At 71.0% G+C, this 16,530-nt stretch carries 15 protein-coding genes; 7 read left to right on the forward strand and 8 right to left on the reverse strand.

Annotated elements, in window-relative coordinates; genetic code table 11:
• Positions 1-34: 34 nt before the first annotated feature.
• The 3 genes from BM066_RS15915 to BM066_RS15925 all read right to left on the reverse strand — a co-directional run bounded on the left by BM066_RS15915 (position 35) and on the right by BM066_RS15925 (position 3,042).
• Positions 35-913 (reverse strand): SMP-30/gluconolactonase/LRE family protein, encoded by an 879-nt coding sequence (locus BM066_RS15915; protein WP_089929507.1) that lies wholly within the window; start codon positions 911-913, stop codon positions 35-37.
• A gap of 118 nt (positions 914-1,031) precedes the next feature.
• Positions 1,032-1,547: a methylated-DNA--[protein]-cysteine S-methyltransferase gene (locus BM066_RS15920; protein ID WP_089929508.1), complete on the reverse strand. Its 516-nt coding sequence runs from the start codon at positions 1,545-1,547 to the stop codon at positions 1,032-1,034.
• Entirely contained in the window at positions 1,537-3,042 is a 1,506-nt protein-coding gene (locus BM066_RS15925) for a DNA-3-methyladenine glycosylase 2 family protein (protein ID WP_177218479.1), read from the reverse strand. Before BM066_RS15925 ends, BM066_RS15920 begins: the two co-directional genes overlap by 11 nt.
• A gap of 324 nt (positions 3,043-3,366) precedes the next feature.
• On the opposite strand from BM066_RS15925, the gene BM066_RS15930 reads away from it, so the two are divergent.
• Positions 3,367-4,395: a hypothetical protein gene (locus BM066_RS15930; protein WP_089929512.1), complete on the forward strand. Its 1,029-nt coding sequence runs from the start codon at positions 3,367-3,369 to the stop codon at positions 4,393-4,395.
• Positions 4,396-4,633: 238 nt separating this feature from the next.
• Positions 4,634-5,680 (forward strand): aspartate-semialdehyde dehydrogenase, encoded by a 1,047-nt coding sequence (locus tag BM066_RS15935; RefSeq protein ID WP_089929514.1) that lies wholly within the window; start codon positions 4,634-4,636, stop codon positions 5,678-5,680.
• 15 nt (positions 5,681-5,695) lie between these two features.
• Here BM066_RS15935 and BM066_RS27290 read toward each other — a convergent pair whose 3' ends face one another.
• Positions 5,696-6,256: a TetR/AcrR family transcriptional regulator gene (locus BM066_RS27290; RefSeq protein ID WP_089929516.1), complete on the reverse strand. Its 561-nt coding sequence runs from the start codon at positions 6,254-6,256 to the stop codon at positions 5,696-5,698.
• Positions 6,257-6,367: 111 nt separating this feature from the next.
• Here BM066_RS27290 and BM066_RS15945 point away from each other — a divergent pair, with 111 nt between their 5' ends.
• Positions 6,368-7,015 (forward strand): glutathione S-transferase family protein, encoded by a 648-nt coding sequence (locus BM066_RS15945; protein ID WP_089929518.1) that lies wholly within the window; start codon positions 6,368-6,370, stop codon positions 7,013-7,015.
• Positions 7,016-7,253: 238 nt separating this feature from the next.
• Here BM066_RS15945 and BM066_RS15950 read toward each other — a convergent pair whose 3' ends face one another.
• On the reverse strand, positions 7,254-8,561 hold the full coding sequence (locus BM066_RS15950; RefSeq protein WP_089929520.1) for an acyl-CoA dehydrogenase family protein: 1,308 nt from the start codon (positions 8,559-8,561) through the stop codon (positions 7,254-7,256).
• Positions 8,562-8,714: 153 nt separating this feature from the next.
• Positions 8,715-9,716: a transporter gene (locus tag BM066_RS15955; RefSeq protein WP_089929521.1), complete on the reverse strand. Its 1,002-nt coding sequence runs from the start codon at positions 9,714-9,716 to the stop codon at positions 8,715-8,717.
• A gap of 216 nt (positions 9,717-9,932) precedes the next feature.
• On the opposite strand from BM066_RS15955, the gene BM066_RS15960 reads away from it, so the two are divergent.
• From BM066_RS15960 to BM066_RS15975, 4 genes are all read left to right on the forward strand, one after another.
• Positions 9,933-10,523 (forward strand): GNAT family N-acetyltransferase, encoded by a 591-nt coding sequence (locus BM066_RS15960; RefSeq protein ID WP_089929523.1) that lies wholly within the window; start codon positions 9,933-9,935, stop codon positions 10,521-10,523.
• Positions 10,524-10,854: 331 nt separating this feature from the next.
• Entirely contained in the window at positions 10,855-12,171 is a 1,317-nt protein-coding gene (locus BM066_RS15965; RefSeq protein WP_255367620.1) for a hypothetical protein, read from the forward strand.
• A 93-nt stretch (positions 12,172-12,264) separates the two neighbouring features.
• Positions 12,265-13,506, forward strand: a complete 1,242-nt coding sequence (locus BM066_RS26495) for a hypothetical protein (protein ID WP_089929528.1) — start codon at positions 12,265-12,267, stop codon at positions 13,504-13,506.
• A gap of 105 nt (positions 13,507-13,611) precedes the next feature.
• A complete protein-coding gene (locus BM066_RS15975; RefSeq protein ID WP_089929535.1) occupies positions 13,612-15,126 on the forward strand; it encodes an adenosine deaminase family protein in 1,515 nt (504 codons plus the stop codon).
• Between the two features lie 48 nt (positions 15,127-15,174).
• Here BM066_RS15975 and BM066_RS15980 read toward each other — a convergent pair whose 3' ends face one another.
• Together BM066_RS15980 and folE are read right to left on the reverse strand one after the other, a co-directional pair.
• Positions 15,175-15,600 (reverse strand): VOC family protein, encoded by a 426-nt coding sequence (locus tag BM066_RS15980; protein ID WP_089929530.1) that lies wholly within the window; start codon positions 15,598-15,600, stop codon positions 15,175-15,177.
• A gap of 82 nt (positions 15,601-15,682) precedes the next feature.
• Positions 15,683-16,291, reverse strand: coding sequence for a GTP cyclohydrolase I FolE (gene folE / locus BM066_RS15985; protein WP_089929532.1), 609 nt, complete (start codon positions 16,289-16,291; stop codon positions 15,683-15,685).
• Between the last annotated feature and the right edge of the window lie 239 nt (positions 16,292-16,530).

Below are 16,530 nucleotides of genomic sequence, written 5' to 3' on the forward strand. Positions count from 1 at the left end.
CTGAGCGGGGCGAGGCAACGCGTGGCGTGCGGGCTTAGGTCCGCGTGGCGGCGGGCGCCGGCGCCTGGGCCGTCAGCACCACGCCGGTTCGCGCCGGCCGGGCCATGCCCTCCGGCCCGCGCCAGTCGGCGGCGACGATGAACAGGGTGGTTCCGTCCGGACCGCCCAGGGCGCAGGAGAAGCAGCCGCGGTCAGCCTCGACTCGGGCCAGGACCCGCCCGCCCTCGGCCACCCGCACGCAGCAGCGGCCCGGCACGTCGGCGTACCAGAGCGCTCCGTCGGCATCGAGGCAGATCCCGTCGGGATGGCCGTCGACCTCGGCCCAGATTCGCCGGTTCGCAAGGCCGCCGTCGGGGGCGATGTCGAAGGCGGTCAGGCGTTGGCCGTAGGACTCCGCGACGATCAGGGTCGCGCCGTCGGGGGTGACCGCCATGCCGTTCGGAAAGGCCACGCCGTCGGCGACCTGGCGCGCCGCGCCATCCGGCGTGACCAAAGCGATGATCCCGGTCGTCGGCTCGCCGTGCGGGAAGTCGAAGCCGATGTTGTTGACATAGGCGTTGCCCCGGCCATCCCCCTCGGCGACAACGACGATCTCGTTCCAGGGCTTGGCCGACAGCGCCGACAGGTCGGCATAGGGCTTCAGCTGGCGGTGCGGCGCCATGTACGACACCTGGCCGGCCGCGCTGACCAGCAGCCGGCCGTCGGGCAGGGGGTCGATGCAGAACGGCAGGGCGTCGACCGGAACGATCGTCTCGCGCCGTCCGGCCATGTCGACCGTGATCAGCTCGCGCGCGCCCCAGTCGCAGACCCACAGCCGGTCGTTCCACCAGCGCGGCGACTCGCCCATCACCAAGCCGTCCAGCAGGGTCTTGGTTTCGAGGAGGACGGGGGCTTCGAGGACAGGGACGGTCATGGGGCGCTCCAGAAGGCTCTTGCCCAAGGACGCGGCTTTGACCGGGAATGCGACAGCGAGCCGCGGGGAAATCGACGAACGGCGCCTGAGCGTCGACGAAGGGCGAGGGCGCGCGCCTTCAGGACTGGTCGCCGCGCTCGTACGCCAGCAGCCAGCGCTTGCGCTCGACGCCGCCGCCATAGCCGGTCAGGGCGCCGCCGGTCCCGATCACCCGGTGGCAGGGCACGACGACCGCGATCGGGTTGGCGCCGTTGGCCGCGCCGACCGCGCGCACGGCGGCGGGGCGTCCGATCCGCTCGGCCAGGCGGGCGTAGCTGGTCGTTTCACCCAGCGGGATCTCGACCAGGGCGTTCCAGACCTGCTGCTGGAAGGCCGTGCCGCCGATCGTCCAGGGGATGGTCTTCAGCGCCGCAAGCTCGCCGGCGAAATAGGCCTCAAGCCCGTCGCGCACCGCCGCCGGCGCCGCGCCGGCCGCCACCGTCTGGCCGCGGTGGTGCAGGCGCAGGGCGCCGGCCAGGCGTTGGGGCCGGTCGTGGAACTCCAGCACCCGCAGCCGGCCCTCGGCGTCGGCGACCACGTCGACCTCGCCGATCGGGGTGGCCAGCACGTCCAGCGTCAGGATCTCAGGCCGCACGCTTCACCTTCCGGACCGGCGGGGCGCCCTCATCGGCCAGCGAGGCCCACAGGTGCAGGGCGGCGTAGGCCCGCCAGGGCCGCCAGGCCTCGGCCCGCGCCAGCAGCTGATCCGCCGTCGGGCGGACGCCGTCGGCGTCGGCCAGGGCGCGCATCAGGGCGACGTCGGCGGCCGGGAAGGCGTCGGGCTCGCGCAGCTGGCGCATGGCGATGTACTGGGCCGTCCATTCGCCGATGCCGGGCAAGGCGCGCAGGCGGGCGACCATCTGCGTCAGGCTGGCGGTCGGCGACAGCAGGTTCGGGTCGGCGGCGACCGCCTCGGCCATGGCCGACAGGCAGCGGATGCGGGCGCCGGGCATCTTCAGGCCGGACAGGTCGGCGTCGGCCAGGCGCCGGGCCGACGGGAAGGCGTGGGTCAGGCCCGGTTCGGCCCCCAAACCGGGAGACGTCTGCGACAGCGGCTCGCCGTATGCGGCGGTCAGGTCGCCGGCCAGCTTGCGGGCCTGGACCACGGTGATCTGCTGGCCCAGGATCGCCCGCACCGCCAGCTCGAACCCATCCCAGGCCCCGGGCACCCGCAGGCCGGGCCGCAGGGCCACCCGGCGCGCCAGGTCCGGATCGCGCGACAGCACCTCGCCGATGCCGACCGGGTCGGCCGACAGGTCGAACACCCCGCGTACCCGGGCCAGGATGCGGGGCAGGGCCGAGGGCTTGGGGAACCGCACCGCCACGCTCAGCCGGTCGCCGCCGATCGGCGCCACGGCCAGGGTCCCAGCCGCGCCGTCCAGGGCGATGACCCGACGGTAGACATCGTTCTCGACGACCTCGACGCCGGGGATCGCCCGCATGGCCAGGAAGGCCAGCATGCCGTCCCAGTCGTAGGGCGGGCGATAGCGCAGGGTCAGGGAAATGGCTTCTCCGGCGGGAGCGGGGAGGGCTTTCCTGCGGCGCAGGGCGGCGGGCGGCCGGTCGTAGAGTTGCTGGAAGGTCTCGTTGAAGCGCCGCACGCTGCCGAAGCCGGCGGCCAGGGCCACCTCGCCCATCGGCAGGTCGGTCTCGTGGATCAGCTGCTTGGCCAGCAGCACCCGCCGGGTCTGGGCCACGCCCACCGGCGTCGCGCCCAGGTGCTGCAGGAACAGCCGCCGCAGCTGACGCCCGCCGACCCCGACCCGCTCGGCCAGAGTTTCCACGTCTCCTTCATCGAGCGCGCCGGCCTCGATCAGGGCCAGGGCGCGGCTGACGGTGTTGGACGCCCCGTTCCACGCCCCCAACTGCGGCGAAGTCTCGGGCCTGCAGCGCAGGCAGGCGCGATAGCCGGCCTCCTGGGCCGAGGCGGCGGTGGCGTGGAAGGTGACGTTCTCGCGCTTGGGCGTGCGGGCCGGACACACCGGCCGGCAGTAGATGCCCGTCGTCTTCACGGCCACGAACAGCCGGCCGTCGAAGCGGGCGTCGCGGGTCTGGATGGCGCGGTAACAGGCGTCGGGATCAAGGTCCATGCGCCCGATCATAGCCCCGGACGAAGCGCCGTCTCGCGGTTTTCGGACCTCGTCATCCGTGGTGGTCGTGGTGTGGGGTTGCAGAGGTTTGCAATCTTCGGGTGAATAATATTCATCGATGTGTGAATGTCCATTGTTCGTACTTTTCGGATAGAAAGACACCAATCTGAACATGCCGGTCGTGGCAAAGCTGTGGTGCGACAAAAGGCCCGGCGAAAACGGTCCAATACATAGGTGTTAACGTCCTATTCGGCATGAACATTAGAGGGTGGTCAACCGAGGCGGTCGCCCAATAGGTCCCATGTTCGGTCTGGGGCCATCACCATGAAGCAACCTGTCCTTTGGGCGACGAGCGCGCTGATCGCCGCCGTCGCCATCTCCGGTTTCGCCGTCGCCCGCCAGGAGCGCGGCGCGCCCGGCGTCAGCCTGGCCCGCGACCTAGTCGCCGCGGCCAGCGCCTTCGAAACCTACACCCGCGGCGCCGGGACCATCTCGGCGGCGTTCGACAGCGGCGGCGGCGTCGCCGAGGCCCTGGCCAAGGGCGCGGCCTACCAGCCCGAGCAGCTGGACGCCGGCATGATCGCCTACGGCGCCATCGCGGCCTTGCAGGAGGAGGCCTTCATCGACGGCGTCCGCCAGGCGGCGCGCGAAACGCCGCCCGAGGCGCTGATCCAGCGGCTGGAAGCCAACCCCGAAAGCGTCGTCGAGATCGACGGCGTCGCCGCCGCCGCCAGCCGGGCCCAGGCCGCCCTGCTCCGGCGCGGCGCGCCGCTGGGCGCCACCGGCAAGGCGGTCAAGCAGGCGGCCTACGACATCCAGCACCAGGACTGGTCCAAAGGGCCAGTCGCCGACAACGCCGGCCGCCTGGCCAGGGTCAAGGCGATGTCGGCCGCCTTCTTCCAGCCCGGCGACGCGGACGCCGGCCGGCTGATCCAGGCGGCGACCGCGCCGCGCGACGGCGCGGGTTCAGGCGGCGAGGGCGGGGCGGCCTTCACCCCGGTGACCGTGCGCGCCGCCGCCCTGGCCGCCCTGGCGGTGCTGGGCGCGGCCGGCGACGAGGACGTCGCCAGGCTGGACGTCGTCATGCGCGAACCGAAGAGCGGCTTCTGCATGAAGATGGCCAAATTGAACCTCTACCAGTGCCTGGCGGTGGCCGGTCCGCACTACGAGGACGTCTTCTGCCTGGGCCAGCACGCCCTGATCGACACCGCCCAGTGCGTCAACGACGCGGCCGGCGGGGCGACGGTCCCGACGGCGGCGCCGGCCCCGGCCCCGCGTGCGGTCCCCGGGTTCATGATCCCGGTGGCCGGCCAGGCGGTGGCGGCGATGTCGCCGGTTCCGGAGGGCAACTGATCGGCGTTCGGCGGCGGATGGTTTACATCCGCCGCGTTCGTCCCTAGAGAGCTGGGCCATGTCCGTCGTGATGACCAAAGCCATTATTCGCAAAACGACCCGCTTCGGCGGGGCGTCTGCGGGTGTGCGCGAGGTCTAGAGCGCGACCATCCGGACAGAAGCCCCGCCGACGCGCGGGGCCGTCCTGTCCAGACCGGCAAGACTCCCCGCGCCTCCGCATCCTTAGGAGACGCATGACATGACCCCGGCCTTTTCCCGTTCCAATCCTCCCCATGTCGGCATCGTCGGCGCCACCGGCCTGGTCGGCGAGATGATGCGGACCCTGCTGGCCGAGCGGAACTTCCCGCTGAAGTCGCTGCGCCTGTTCGCCTCGGCCCGGTCGGCCGGAACGACCCTGGCCTGGGGCGAACGGGAGATCGTGGTCGAGGACGCCGCGACCGCCGACTACGCCGGCCTGGACATCGTGTTCTTCTCGGCTGGCGGCGACACCTCGCGCGCCCTGGCGCCGAAGGTGGCGGCGGCCGGGGCGATCGTCATCGACAACTCCTCGGCCTGGCGCGACGATCCGGACGTGCCGCTGGTGGTGGCCGAGGTGAACCCCCACGCCCTGGCCGCGATCCCCAAGGGGATCGTCGCCAACCCCAACTGCACGACCATGGCGGCCATGCCGGTCCTGAAGCCGCTGCACGCGGCGGCCGGCCTGAAGCGGCTGACGGTCAGCACCTACCAGGCGGTGTCGGGCGGCGGCGTGGCCGGGATCGAGGAATTGCGCGAGCAGGTGCTGGCGGCAGCGGACGGCGCCGCCGCCCTGGCCCGCGACGGCGGGGCGGTCGCCTTCCCCGCGCCGAAGAAGTGGGTCGCGCCCATCGCCTTCAACGTCGTGCCGCTGAACTACAAGCTCGGCGAGGACGGCTATACCGAGGAGGAGGCCAAGCTACGCGACGAGAGCCGCAAGATCCTGGAGATCCCCGGCCTGCCGGTGTCGGGCACCTGCGTGCGGGTGCCGGTGTTCACGGGCCACTCGCTGTCGATCAACGCCGAGTTCGAGCGGCCGCTGAGCGTGGCCCAGGCGCTGGACCTGCTGGGCCGGGCGCCGGGCGTGGTGCTGGCCGAGGCGCCCAATCCGCTGGCGGCCACGGGCCAGGATCCGGTGTTCGTCGGCCGGGTGCGGGCGGACCCGACCGTCGCGCACGGCCTGGCGCTGTTCGTGACCGGCGACAACCTGCGCAAGGGCGCGGCGCTCAACGCGGTGCAGATCGCCGAGGTGCTCTGCGGTCGAGGGTGAGGCCAGGGGTGGGGCTCACGGAAACAGCCCCGCCGTTCGATAGGCGGCGATCGTGCGGTCGTAGATCGCCACGTCGCCGCCGCCCCGCGCCAGCAACTGGGCGCCGTTGATGGCCGACAGCACCGCCAGGGCCTTCGGGTCGGCCTCGGGGCCGGTCAGGCCCAGAACCTGGGTCAGCCAGGCGACGTTCAGGGCGATGAACCTTTCGACCTCGGCCATCACCTCGGCCGGCATGTCGGCCTTTTCAGCGGCCATGATCCCGACCAGGCACATGCGGTTGTCGTTGATCAGGGCGCCGCGGAAGACGTCGGTGTAGAGCCGCATGCGCCCGGCGGCGTCGGGCGCGACGGCCAGGATATGCTCGAAGGCCTTGGCGGCGGTCTCGGTGTAGCGCTTGGCCAGGGCCGCGCCCAGGTCGCCCTTGGTCGGGAAGTGGTAGTGGATGCTGGCGCTCTTGATCCCGACCGTCTTGGCCAGGTCGCGGAAGCTCAGGGCGTTGTAGCCGCGGGCCTGCACCACGGCCTGGCCGGCGTCCAGGATCGCCTGTCTCGTATCCGGCTTCGTCTCGGGGGGCACTGCTGATTCCTCGCCTACCTACCGATAGATAATTGTTGACGACGCGCCGCGAAAGGCCTTTACCGATTTGCCTATCTACTGATAGGTAGAATCATCGAAAAGGCAGCCGCCATGAAAATCCACGACTTCGCCATCGGGCCCAATCCGGCCCGCGTCCGCATCGCCCTGGCCGAGAAGGGCCTGGGATCCGACGTCACCTTCGTGCCGGTCGACCTGCCGGGGGCGGAGCACAAGCAGCCGGCCTTCCTGGAGAAGAACCCGACCGGCACCGTGCCGGTGCTGGAGTTGGACGACGGTCTGTTCATCTCCGAATGCACGGCGATCACCGAATACCTGGACAACCTCGACGGAAACCCGGTGCTGACCGGCCGGACGCCGCGCGAGAAGGCGGTGATCCACATGATGCAGAAGCGGGCCGAGTCCGAGCTGATCGACGCGGTGGGGATCTATTTCCACCACGCCACCCCGGGGCTGGGTCCGAAGATGCTGCCTCACAAAAGCCCCGACTGGGACGGCCGCCAGGCCTGGGGCGAGCGCTCGCGCGACAAGGCCGTGGCCGGCATGCGCTATTTCGACAAGGTGCTGCGCGACCAGCCCTACGTGGCCGGCGAGACCTTCTCGATGGCCGACATCACCGTGTGGGGCGGCCTGGCCTTCGCCGATTTCGCCCGGATCGCGATCCCGGAAGAGTGCGCGGCGCTGGCGGCGTGGCGGGCGAAGGTGGCCGAACGGCCCAGCGTGAGGTCGCCGGCGGGGTAGGACGGCGGGCTGATCCGCCCAACCACGGCCGTCATCCTCGGACTTGTTCCGAGGACCTCTCTATCCGCCCGCTTGTCGATGGGGAATCGTCCGCGATCTCACCGCTCCGCAGATTACCCATCAGTTCGGCTGAGGCAGGGGGCTCGGAACAAGTCCGAGGATGACGGACGGAAGGAGCAAGAGAAAAGGCCTCCCGGTTCGCACCGGGAGGCCTTCGTCGTCACCGGGGGCGAAGACCCTACCGGATCCCCGCCACTTCCCGCGCCCGCTCGCGCTCGGCCTTCTGCTGGTAGGCCAGGTCGCCGTACTTGCCATACTCCATCCGGGCGATGGTGCGCTCGTGCACCTCGTCCGGGCCGTCGGCCAGGCGCAGGGTGCGGATGCCGGCATAGGCCTTGGCCAGGCCGAAGTCGGTGGTGACGCCGCCGCCGCCATGGGCCTGGATGGCGTCGTCGATGATTTTCAGGGCCAGGCGCGGGGCCGCCACCTTGATCATGGCGATCTCCAGCCGCGCCGACTTGTTGCCGGCCTTGTCCATCATGTCGGCGGCCTTCAGGCACAGCAGGCGGCACATCTCGATGTTGATGCGGGCCTCGGCGACGCGCTCCTCCCAGACCGAGTGGTCGGAGATGTACTTGCCGAACGCCTTCCGGCTCATCAGCCGCTTGACCATCTTCTCCAGCGCCACCTCGGCCGTGCCGATGGTGCGCATGCAGTGGTGGATGCGGCCGGGGCCCAGGCGCCCCTGGGCGATCTCGAAGCCGCGGCCCTCGCCGAGCAGGAGGGCGTCCTCGACGGGCACGCGCACGTCCTTGAGGATCACCTCGGCGTGGCCGTGCGGGGCGTCGTCATAGCCGAACACCGGCAGCATGCGGACGATCTCGATGCCGGGGCTGTCCATCGGCACCAGCACCTGGCTCTGTTGCTGGTGGCGGCTGGCGTTGTCGGGATCGGTCTTGCCCATGACGATGGCGACCTTGCAGCGCGGGTCGCCCACGCCCGAGCTCCACCACTTGCGGCCGTTGATCACATAGTGGTCGCCGTCGCGCTCGATGCGGGTCTCGATATTGGTGGCGTCCGAGCTGGCCACCGCCGGCTCGGTCATCAGGAAGGCGCTGCGGATCTCGCCGTTCATCAGCGGGCGCAGCCAGCGCTCCTTCTGCGCCAGCGTGCCGTAGCGCATCAGCACTTCCATGTTGCCGGTGTCGGGCGCCGAGCAGTTGAAGACCTCGGACGCAAAGCCGATCTTGCCCAGCTGCTCGGCGATCAGGCTGTATTCGAGGTTGGTCAGCTGGACGCCCTCGAACTGGAAGCTGTCGTCGACATGGGTCTGGCCGCTGTGCGGCGGCATGAAGAAGTTCCACAGCCCGGCGGCCTTGGCCTTGGCCTTCAGCTCTTCGACGACCTGCACGACCTTCCAGCGTTCGGCCCCGAGCACGTTCATCTCGGCCTCGTAGATCGGGACGGCGGGAACGACGTGCTCTTCCATGAACGCGGTGACCCGGTCGAGGAAGCTGCGCTGGGTGGCGGAGATTTCGAAATCCATGGCGTTCCCGGTCCCGTCCTGTGATGTCAAACGCTTGTTTGAAACCGTTCTAGCACCGAACGGAGGCCGACGGCAAGCGGGGGTTCCTCCTCCGGTCCGTCATCCCGGGCACAAGGCCCGGGATGACGGTTGAAGGGGAGTGGGGGAGTTTCCCTACAGCACGTAGTTCACCGCGATCACCGGCGTCACCGAGGCGGTGGTGTTGCGGCCGGCCGGGACGATGCGGGCGCCGGCGATCACGCCCAGGACCGGGCTGAAATTGTACTCGACCGCTGGAGCCAGGATCAGGGCCTGGCTGACCGGCGAGCGGCGTTCGTAGGCCCCGCCGGCCCCGTCGCGGCCGGACACCGTGGTCGCGGCGTCGCGCTGGTAGGCCAGGTCGATGGCCGCCACCCAGCGGCGGGTGAGGCTGTACTCGAAGGCCAGGTCGACATTGAACGAGTCGCCCGGCCTGGCGCGGCCCGTAAAGCCGGCGGGCGTGCCGTAGACGCTCACGCCCTCCACGTCGGCGTGACCCGAGCGTGTGTAGGCCAGGTTCAGGCGGGTGCGCAGGATGCGGCCGTTCGGCGTCCAGAAATAGGTCTGGGAATTGAGGCCGACCGTGGTGGCGTAGGCCCCGCTGCCGAAGCCGTCCCTGGGGCGGGCGTCCAGCCGGTCGTGGCGGCCGGTGGGCAGGGTCTCCTGCAGCATCAGCGAGACGGTCGGCATGCGGCCGCCTTCCTTCCACTTGGCCAGGCGGTACTGGCCCTGCACGGTCAGGTCGCCCAGTTGGACCCCGTTGCTGGACCGGCCGCCGGACCGGGCGTGGCCGAAGCGGGGGATCAGGCCGGCGGTGAAGGTGTCGGTGACGCCGTACAGCAGGTAGGTCTGGGAGCCGAAGCTGTCGGCGGCCGGCGCGGCGTGGCGCTTGCCCTCGCCGTCGATCACGCCATAGGGCTTGGCGTCGTAGAGGTAGGGCTCGATCAGGGCCCGGCCCTTGGGCAGGGTCGAGGCGCCGGAGGCCAGGATCGGTCCGGTCCACCAGGCGTCGTCCAGGGCCTGGCGCGTCGGGACGGCGTCGTTGGCGAAGGCCGGGGCGAAGGCGAGGGCGGCCAGGCCCAGTCCGGCCCATAGCGAGGTCAGGCCCTGGCGGGCCCGTGGCGCGTACGAAACCATCGATCTGCTCCCCGTCAGCGTCGCGGCCTTGGGCGGCCGACGATCGTCGTTAGACGGTCGTGCGCGCGACCGCCGCCCGGAACTTGCGACGGCGAGGTGTCAGGACATGTCAGCAGTGTGGGCCGGCCTTCACGCTCCTGGCCGCCTTTCCTGATGCGCCGGACCTGTCGCGCCCGAGCTTGCGCGGTGCCGCCGGGCGGAGGCATTCTGCCGCCCATGAACATCCAGATTCGCCCCCTCGAAGGCCGCTATGTGCGGCTGGAACCGATCACTCCAGAGCTGCGCGCCGAGCTGAAGGGGGCGATCGACTGCGACCCCGAGAGCTGGGAGATCATGTCGACCAACGGCTGCGGCGAGGGCTTCGCCGACTGGTGGGGCGCGCTGAAGGGCGAGACCGAGCGCGGCGAGCGGATCGGCTTCGCCATCCGCCGGCTGAAGGACAACAAGGTGGTCGGCACCTCCAGCTACCTGAACATCCGCAAGCTGCACCGGGGCCTGGAGGTCGGCTCGACCTTCCTGCACCCCGACGCCCGTTCGGGCCCGGTCAATCCGGAGTCCAAGCTGCTGCTGCTCAAGCACGCCTTCGACTCCGGGGCGATCCGGGTGGAGTTCATGGTCGACGTGCGCAACGCCCGCAGCCAGGCGGCCGTCGAGAAGCTGGGCGCCGACAAGGACGGCGTGCTGCGCAACCACAAGATCACCTGGACCGGCCACGTGCGCGACACCGCCGTGTTCTCGATCACCGACGCCGACTGGCCGGGCGTCAGGCAGCGCCTGGATTTCCGGCTGCAGGAGACGTTCGCCTAGGGTGACTGTGAATTGGCCGCGTCGCCTTCCGTTGTCATCCCGGAAAGCGCGTAGCGCTTGTCCGGGATCCAGGCCGCCGCGCCGCCTTCACCCAGTCCCCTGGATCCCGGACAGCCTCTGCGAGGCTTCCGGGATGACAACCGCCCCGTTGCGGTGAAAGCCGCCGAATCACAAGAAAACTACGCCCTAGACCGCCGCTGAACCTCGCCAATTGTCGCCGTTCCGCGAATAACGCCGATCTTCGAGGTAAAGATGGCGTTACCCATGTCCATGTAAAGATTTCGCCAAGCTTTCGCAGGTAGTTTACTGCCTCATGACGGCTATTGCGTGCTTGAGAATTCTGGTCGCCGGGACCGCCGAGGCGGGTCGGAGCATCCCGGTCTCCCAGGTGGAAGCCGCTGCGGACCTGTATCTCAAGCATCGCTGGAAGGCCCCGCGCCGCTACGGCGCCGTCGCGCCCCTGGCCTTCGTGCTGGCCGACACCAAGGCCGAGCGCCTGGATCCGGTCGAGATGCAGACCCTGGCGATCGAGCTGGAGGCCGGCCTGTTCCCCGGCCGCCCCGAGTCTGAAAAGGGGGCGGGCCAGGTCTGCCTGCTGACCTTCGAGGGCGACGAGACCGCCGTCCTGCAGTTCGCCAGCCTGTCCCAGGCGTCCCTGGCCAGCCTGATCGCCGGCCGCGGCTATGCCGGGCCGCCCGGCCACGTCCAGGTGATCACCGCCGAGGAAATTCGCGCCGTGCCCAGCGCGCCCAGCGAGGCCGTGATCGATGAAACGCTGCAGGCCGCGCTGAGCCAGACGGCGCCGGCCCAGGGCATCCCCGTCGCCCGCGCCGCGGAGCCGACCGCCGCTGTCGCCGTAGAGGCCACGCCGGCCGCTCGTCCGGCCCCCTCGGCCGCGGCCGCCAAGCCCGCGCCGATCGCCGAGAAGCCCAAGCCGCCGCCCCCGCCCGCCACCGGCTGGTGGGGCCTGTACCATCCACCGTCGGAGTCGTTCGTCGGCGCGGTGATCGGCCTGCGGGCCGACCTGCTGGCCCCGCGTCCCACCGAGGACGCCGCCCTGCTGACCCGCGACCTGACCTGCCTGAACGACGCCCAGGCCGCGTTCGCCCATCCGGCCTTCCAGAAGGGCGGCGACGCGGGCATGCTGTTCGCGCCGTTCAGCTTCTGGAACCTGACCAACCCGGCCTCGCAGGAGGCTTACAAGCGCCGGCTGTCCCGCTATCCGCTGGCCCTGCAGGCCCGGCTGGGCGCGACGATCTACGACACCCCGCGCGAGCCCTCGCTGGGCCTGCTGGGCCAGATCCGCACGTTCCTGCAGCCGCACTTCGCCTTCATCGACCTGAACATCACCGAGCCGAACTTCCCGGTCGCCACCCTGCCGGGCGAGCTGGCCACCAGCATCACCCTGTCGCTGCCCGAGGACGACCTGCGGGCCCGCGTCGAGGCGATCGGCCAGTTCGCCTCGGCCCAGGGCGCCTATCGCGCCAAGGGGGTTCGGCAGGGCGTGACCGGCCTGCGCGACCCCAGGGAACTGGAGGCCTGCCGCGCAGCCGGCCTGCGGTTCGTCTCCGGCCCGGCGATCAGCGACCTGATGGCCAGCCCGATCGGCGCCGCTCCGGCCCAGGGCCTGCCGCTGAAGGTCGCCTGAAGCTCAACCTTGGCGGCGCCGCGACAGTGGGTCGCGGACGAATTTCTCGCGTTTGAGTCGATTTCGCTAACCTTCCACGCGTAGGGTGGCGGCATGACAGCGATCGCGTGCTTGAAGGTCTTCGTGGGCGACGAACTGCGGTTCGCCGACAACGACACCATGGCCGGACTGGTCGGCAAGGTGGCGGGCGCCTATCTGGAGACCACCTGGTTGTGGCCGCGCCGCTACGGCCTGGTCGCGCCGTTCTCGTTCGTGCTGGCCGACCCGCGCGCCACCGCGCTGGACGCCCGCGAACTCCAGGCCCTGGCCCGCGACCTGCAGTTCAAGCTGTTCGGCGACAAGGGCGCCGGCGACATCGCCCTTCTGATGTTCGAGGGCGACCAGACCGACGTGATGCGCTTCGCAGGCATCAACGGCGCCCAGCTGATGGCCCTGCTGGAAGGCGAGGGCGAGAGCCCGTTCGCTGGACGAGTCTGCCGGATCACCCCGACCGAGGTCAGTTCGGTCGTGCCGAAGGGCGGGCCGGTTTGCGGCGCGCCGACCATGGAGGAGCTGGCGGCCCTGGACGACGCCGCGCCGGCCGGGCCCCCGGCCCGGGTCGGCTATCGCGGCGTCTATCACGGCCCCCGCCAGACCTTCATCGGCAGCGTTGCGGTCTGGCGCCAGGCCCAGGTGGCGTCCGCCTTCGGCCTGACCCCGCCGCAGGTCGAGGTCAACCGCCCCGAGGACGACGTCGCCACCCTGGGCGGCGCGGCCGAGGCCCTGGCCGCCGTCTCGGTCGGCGTGATGTTCTTCCCGATCAGCTTCTCGACCCTGGTCAAGCCCCGGGCGCGGGCGGACCTGCTGCCGCACCTGGAAGCGCTGCCGCGCGCGTCGCGGCTGCGGCTGGCGGTCGGGGTCTATGACACGCCCCGCGCCCCCTCGTTCTCGGCCCTGTCGCAGATCAAGCGGTTCCTGGACCCGTTCTTCGGCCGGCTGGACCTGCGGGTCACCGATCCGGCCTTCCAGATCGACGAACTGCCGGCCGACCTGGCGGGCAGCGTCACCCTGGTCCTGCCCCCCGGCGACGAGCCGATCCGGCTGGCGACGATCAGCCGCTTCGTGCGCGAGGCGCCGGCCTATCGTCGCAAGCAGGTCTGGCAAGGCGTGGCCGACATCCGCACCCGCCGCGAGCTGAACCATTGCATCGAGCTGGGCGTGCCGTTCATGACCGGCGAGGCGGTGACCGACCTGCTGGAGCAGCCGGTCGGCGCGTCCCAGCTGCCGTGGCTGAACCTGCCGCTGCACGACTGGTCGGTGGCGCCCGAGGCCGGACCGGTCTCGTCCGTGGCCTGATCGGCCCCATTCCACGATCCCGAGCCGCAAAGCCCTGGATTTGCCGGGCGACGCAACGCACCTTGGGCCAGTTGGCGGCAGGGGCGGGGCGAGACGATGAACGGCATGAAACGATTGGCGGGCGCGGCCTTGGCCGCCCTGCTGCTGGCCGGCGCGGCGCAGGCCCAGTCCGCTCACCCCGCCCAGACGCCGGAGGCCCGAACCGCCGCGCGCTTCGCCGCCGCCGCCAAGGACCGCGCCCAGCTGCGGCTGTTCCTGCGGGCCATGCCCAAGGGCGGCGACCTGCACAACCACCTGTCGGGCGCGGCCTATGCCGAGGACTTCCTGGCCTGGGCCGACGCCGACGGCCTGTGCGTGACCACCGGCCCCCTGCCGGCCATCGTCCCCGCGCCGTGCGACGCGCCGGGCAAGGTTCCGGCCCGGGGCCTGGGCCAGACCAATCCGGCCCTCTACGGCCGGGCGATCAATTCGCTGTCGATGCGCAACTATAATCCCGGCGCCGACGGGGCCCTGCCGTCCGGCCACGACCAGTTCTTCTCGACCTTCGGCCGGTTCGGGACGGCGACCGACGGCAACCTGCCCAACCTGCTGGCGGTGGCGCGCGACTACGCGGCCGGCGACCACGTGGGCTATGTCGAGACCTCGGTGAACCCGTCGGCGATGTACGACCTGGTCAGGCTGGCGCGCGACACGCCCTGGGACGGCGACATGGTCAAGGCCCTGGCCGCGCTGGAGCCGGGCATCCCGGCCATGACCGCCAAGGCCCGCCAGGAGTTCGACGCGGCCGAAGCCGAGGCCGACCGCCGCCAGGGCTGCCTGGCGCAGAAGCCGCGCACCGGTCCCTGCGCCGTCGAGCTGGGCTACCAGGCGTTCGCCGTGCGCATCCTGTCGCCGTCGGTGGTGTTCGCCCAGCTGACGGCGGCCTTCGCCCTGGCCCAGGCCGACCCGCGCTTCGTCGGCGTCAACATCGTCGCGCCCGAGGACGACCCGACCGCCCTGGCCGACTACGCCCTGCACATGCGCATGCTGCAATTCCTGCACGCCCGCTATCCGGACGTGAAGCTGTCGCTGCACGCCGGCGAGCTGACCCAGGGCCTGGTCACCCCGCGCGACCTGCGCTTCCACATCCGCCAGGCGGTCGAGGTCGCCGGGGCCCGCCGCATCGGCCACGGCGTCGACATCGCCTACGAGGCCGACGCCCAGGACCTGCTGGCCCGCATGGCCCGCGACCGCATCGCCGTCGAGATCAACCTGACCAGCAACGACGTCATCCTGGGCGTCAAGGGGGCCGACCACCCCCTGGCCCTCTACCGCAAGGCCGGCGTGCCGTTCGTGCTGTCCACCGACGACGAGGGCGTCTCGCGCATCGACCTGACGAACGAGTATCTGCGCGCCGTCACCGAGCAGGGCCTGGGCTATGCCGACCTGAAGGCCGCCGCTCGCGCCAGCCTGGAATACGCCTTCCTGCCCGGCCCCAGCCTGTGGGCCGCGCCGCGCACGCCGGTCGCCGCCTGCGCCAAGGCCGGCCCGGCCTGCGACGCCTTCCTGGCCGGCAGCCGCAAGGCCGCGGCCCAGTGGCGGCTGGAGCGCGCGTTCGAGGCGTTCGAGGCCTCCCAATAGTCCGCTCATCCCGGCGAATGCCGGGATGAGCGGATATTTAAAGAACGCCTACCCCTTCGGCGCCTCGAAGGTGATCACCACGCTGTCGGCCGAGCGGTCGGCGGGGCCGTGATAGACCGCCTCGATGTTGTTGCCGTCCGGGTCGTAGGCGAAGGCGGCGTAGTAGCCGGGGTGGTAGGGCCGCTCGCCCGGACCGCCGTTGTCGCGCCCGCCGTTGGCCAGGGCGGCGGCGTGGAAGCGCTTGACCGCCTCCTGGTCGGGGGCCTGGAAGGCCAGGTGCACGTGGCTGGCCGGCTCGCCGACGTCGATCCACAGCTCGTCGGCGTAGACGTGCTCCCCGGCCCCGGGGATCTCGCCCTCGACCAGGGGCACGCCCACCGCCTCGAGCACGGCCTTGTAGAACCGTTTCATGGCCGGCAGGTCCCGGGTGCGCAGGTGGACGTGGTCGATCAGGCGGCCGCGGTGGAGTTGCATGGCTCGAGGCTCCGGAAGAACGAGGTTCCGGGATCAACGTGGCGGGGTCCGGCGCAGTTTCGGCCGACAGCGGACCGCCCCCTCAGAAGCCCATCAGCGACAGCACCTCGCGCCGCGAGCGCTGGTCGTCGCGGAACACCCCCATCATCCGGCTGGTCTTCATCGTCACCCCCGGGGTGCGCACGCCGCGGCCGCTCATGCAGGCGTGGCTGGCCTCGATGACCACGGCCACGCCCAGGGGCTGGAGGTTGTCCCACAGGCAGTCGGCGATCTGGGCGGTCAGGCGCTCCTGCACCTGCAGCCGCCGGGCGAAGCCGTGCAGCACCCGCGCCAGCTTGGAGATGCCCACCACCCGGTCGCGCGGCAGGTAGGCGATGTGCGCCTTGCCGATGATCGGGGCCATGTGGTGCTCGCAGTGCGACTGGAACGGCACGTCCTTCAGCAGCACGATGTCGTCATAGCCGCCCACCTCCTGGAACATGCGCGACAGGTGCTGGCTGGGGTCCTCGCCATAGCCCACGCAATATTCCTTCCAGGCCCGGGCCACTCGCGACGGGGTGTCGACCAGCCCCTCGCGCGACGGGTCCTCGCCGGTCCAGCGGAGCAGGGTGCGGACGGCCTCCTGGACGTCGTTGGGGACGTCCTCGGGAACGTCCTGGGGGACCGGCGGCGGGGCGGCGGGCGGGCTCATGGGCGTCTCCTCCGGGCGGGATGGTGCAGCAGGGAAAGGCGCGTGGCGAGGAGTTGTTTCCCTCGGACCCTGGCCCCCTCCGGCCCTCCGGGCCACCTCCCCCAGAGGGGGAGGATCTGATCGGCCGCCGCACCGAATAGCTGCTCCCCCTCTGGGGGAGCTGTCGCGAAGCGACTGAGGGGGCTTCGTGGCACGGCTTCTCGTCCTCACGCGGAAACCCGCTGAGCGTATGGAAAGGG

The organism is Caulobacter sp. UNC279MFTsu5.1 (assembly GCF_900114015.1).
Taxonomy (GTDB): Bacteria; Pseudomonadota; Alphaproteobacteria; order Caulobacterales; family Caulobacteraceae; genus Caulobacter.

What these genes read in the sequence shown, in the direction of transcription:
- BM066_RS15945 (WP_089929518.1), top strand. Translation starts at nt 6,368, where the DNA reads ATGAAAATCCACGACTTCGCCATCGGGCCCAATCCGGCCCGCGTCCGC.
- BM066_RS15935 (WP_089929514.1), top strand. Translation starts at nt 4,634, where the DNA reads ATGACCCCGGCCTTTTCCCGTTCCAATCCTCCCCATGTCGGCATCGTC.
- BM066_RS15960 (WP_089929523.1), top strand. Translation starts at nt 9,933, where the DNA reads ATGAACATCCAGATTCGCCCCCTCGAAGGCCGCTATGTGCGGCTGGAA.
- BM066_RS15930 (WP_089929512.1), top strand. Translation starts at nt 3,367, where the DNA reads ATGAAGCAACCTGTCCTTTGGGCGACGAGCGCGCTGATCGCCGCCGTC.
- BM066_RS15915 (WP_089929507.1), bottom strand. Translation starts at nt 913, where the DNA reads ATGACCGTCCCTGTCCTCGAAGCCCCCGTCCTCCTCGAAACCAAGACC.
- BM066_RS15950 (WP_089929520.1), bottom strand. Translation starts at nt 8,561, where the DNA reads ATGGATTTCGAAATCTCCGCCACCCAGCGCAGCTTCCTCGACCGGGTC.
- BM066_RS26495 (WP_089929528.1), top strand. Translation starts at nt 12,265, where the DNA reads ATGACAGCGATCGCGTGCTTGAAGGTCTTCGTGGGCGACGAACTGCGG.
- BM066_RS15955 (WP_089929521.1), bottom strand. Translation starts at nt 9,716, where the DNA reads ATGGTTTCGTACGCGCCACGGGCCCGCCAGGGCCTGACCTCGCTATGG.
- BM066_RS15925 (WP_177218479.1), bottom strand. Translation starts at nt 3,042, where the DNA reads ATGGACCTTGATCCCGACGCCTGTTACCGCGCCATCCAGACCCGCGAC.
- BM066_RS15980 (WP_089929530.1), bottom strand. Translation starts at nt 15,600, where the DNA reads ATGCAACTCCACCGCGGCCGCCTGATCGACCACGTCCACCTGCGCACC.
- BM066_RS15975 (WP_089929535.1), top strand. Translation starts at nt 13,612, where the DNA reads ATGAAACGATTGGCGGGCGCGGCCTTGGCCGCCCTGCTGCTGGCCGGC.
- folE (WP_089929532.1), bottom strand. Translation starts at nt 16,291, where the DNA reads ATGAGCCCGCCCGCCGCCCCGCCGCCGGTCCCCCAGGACGTTCCCGAG.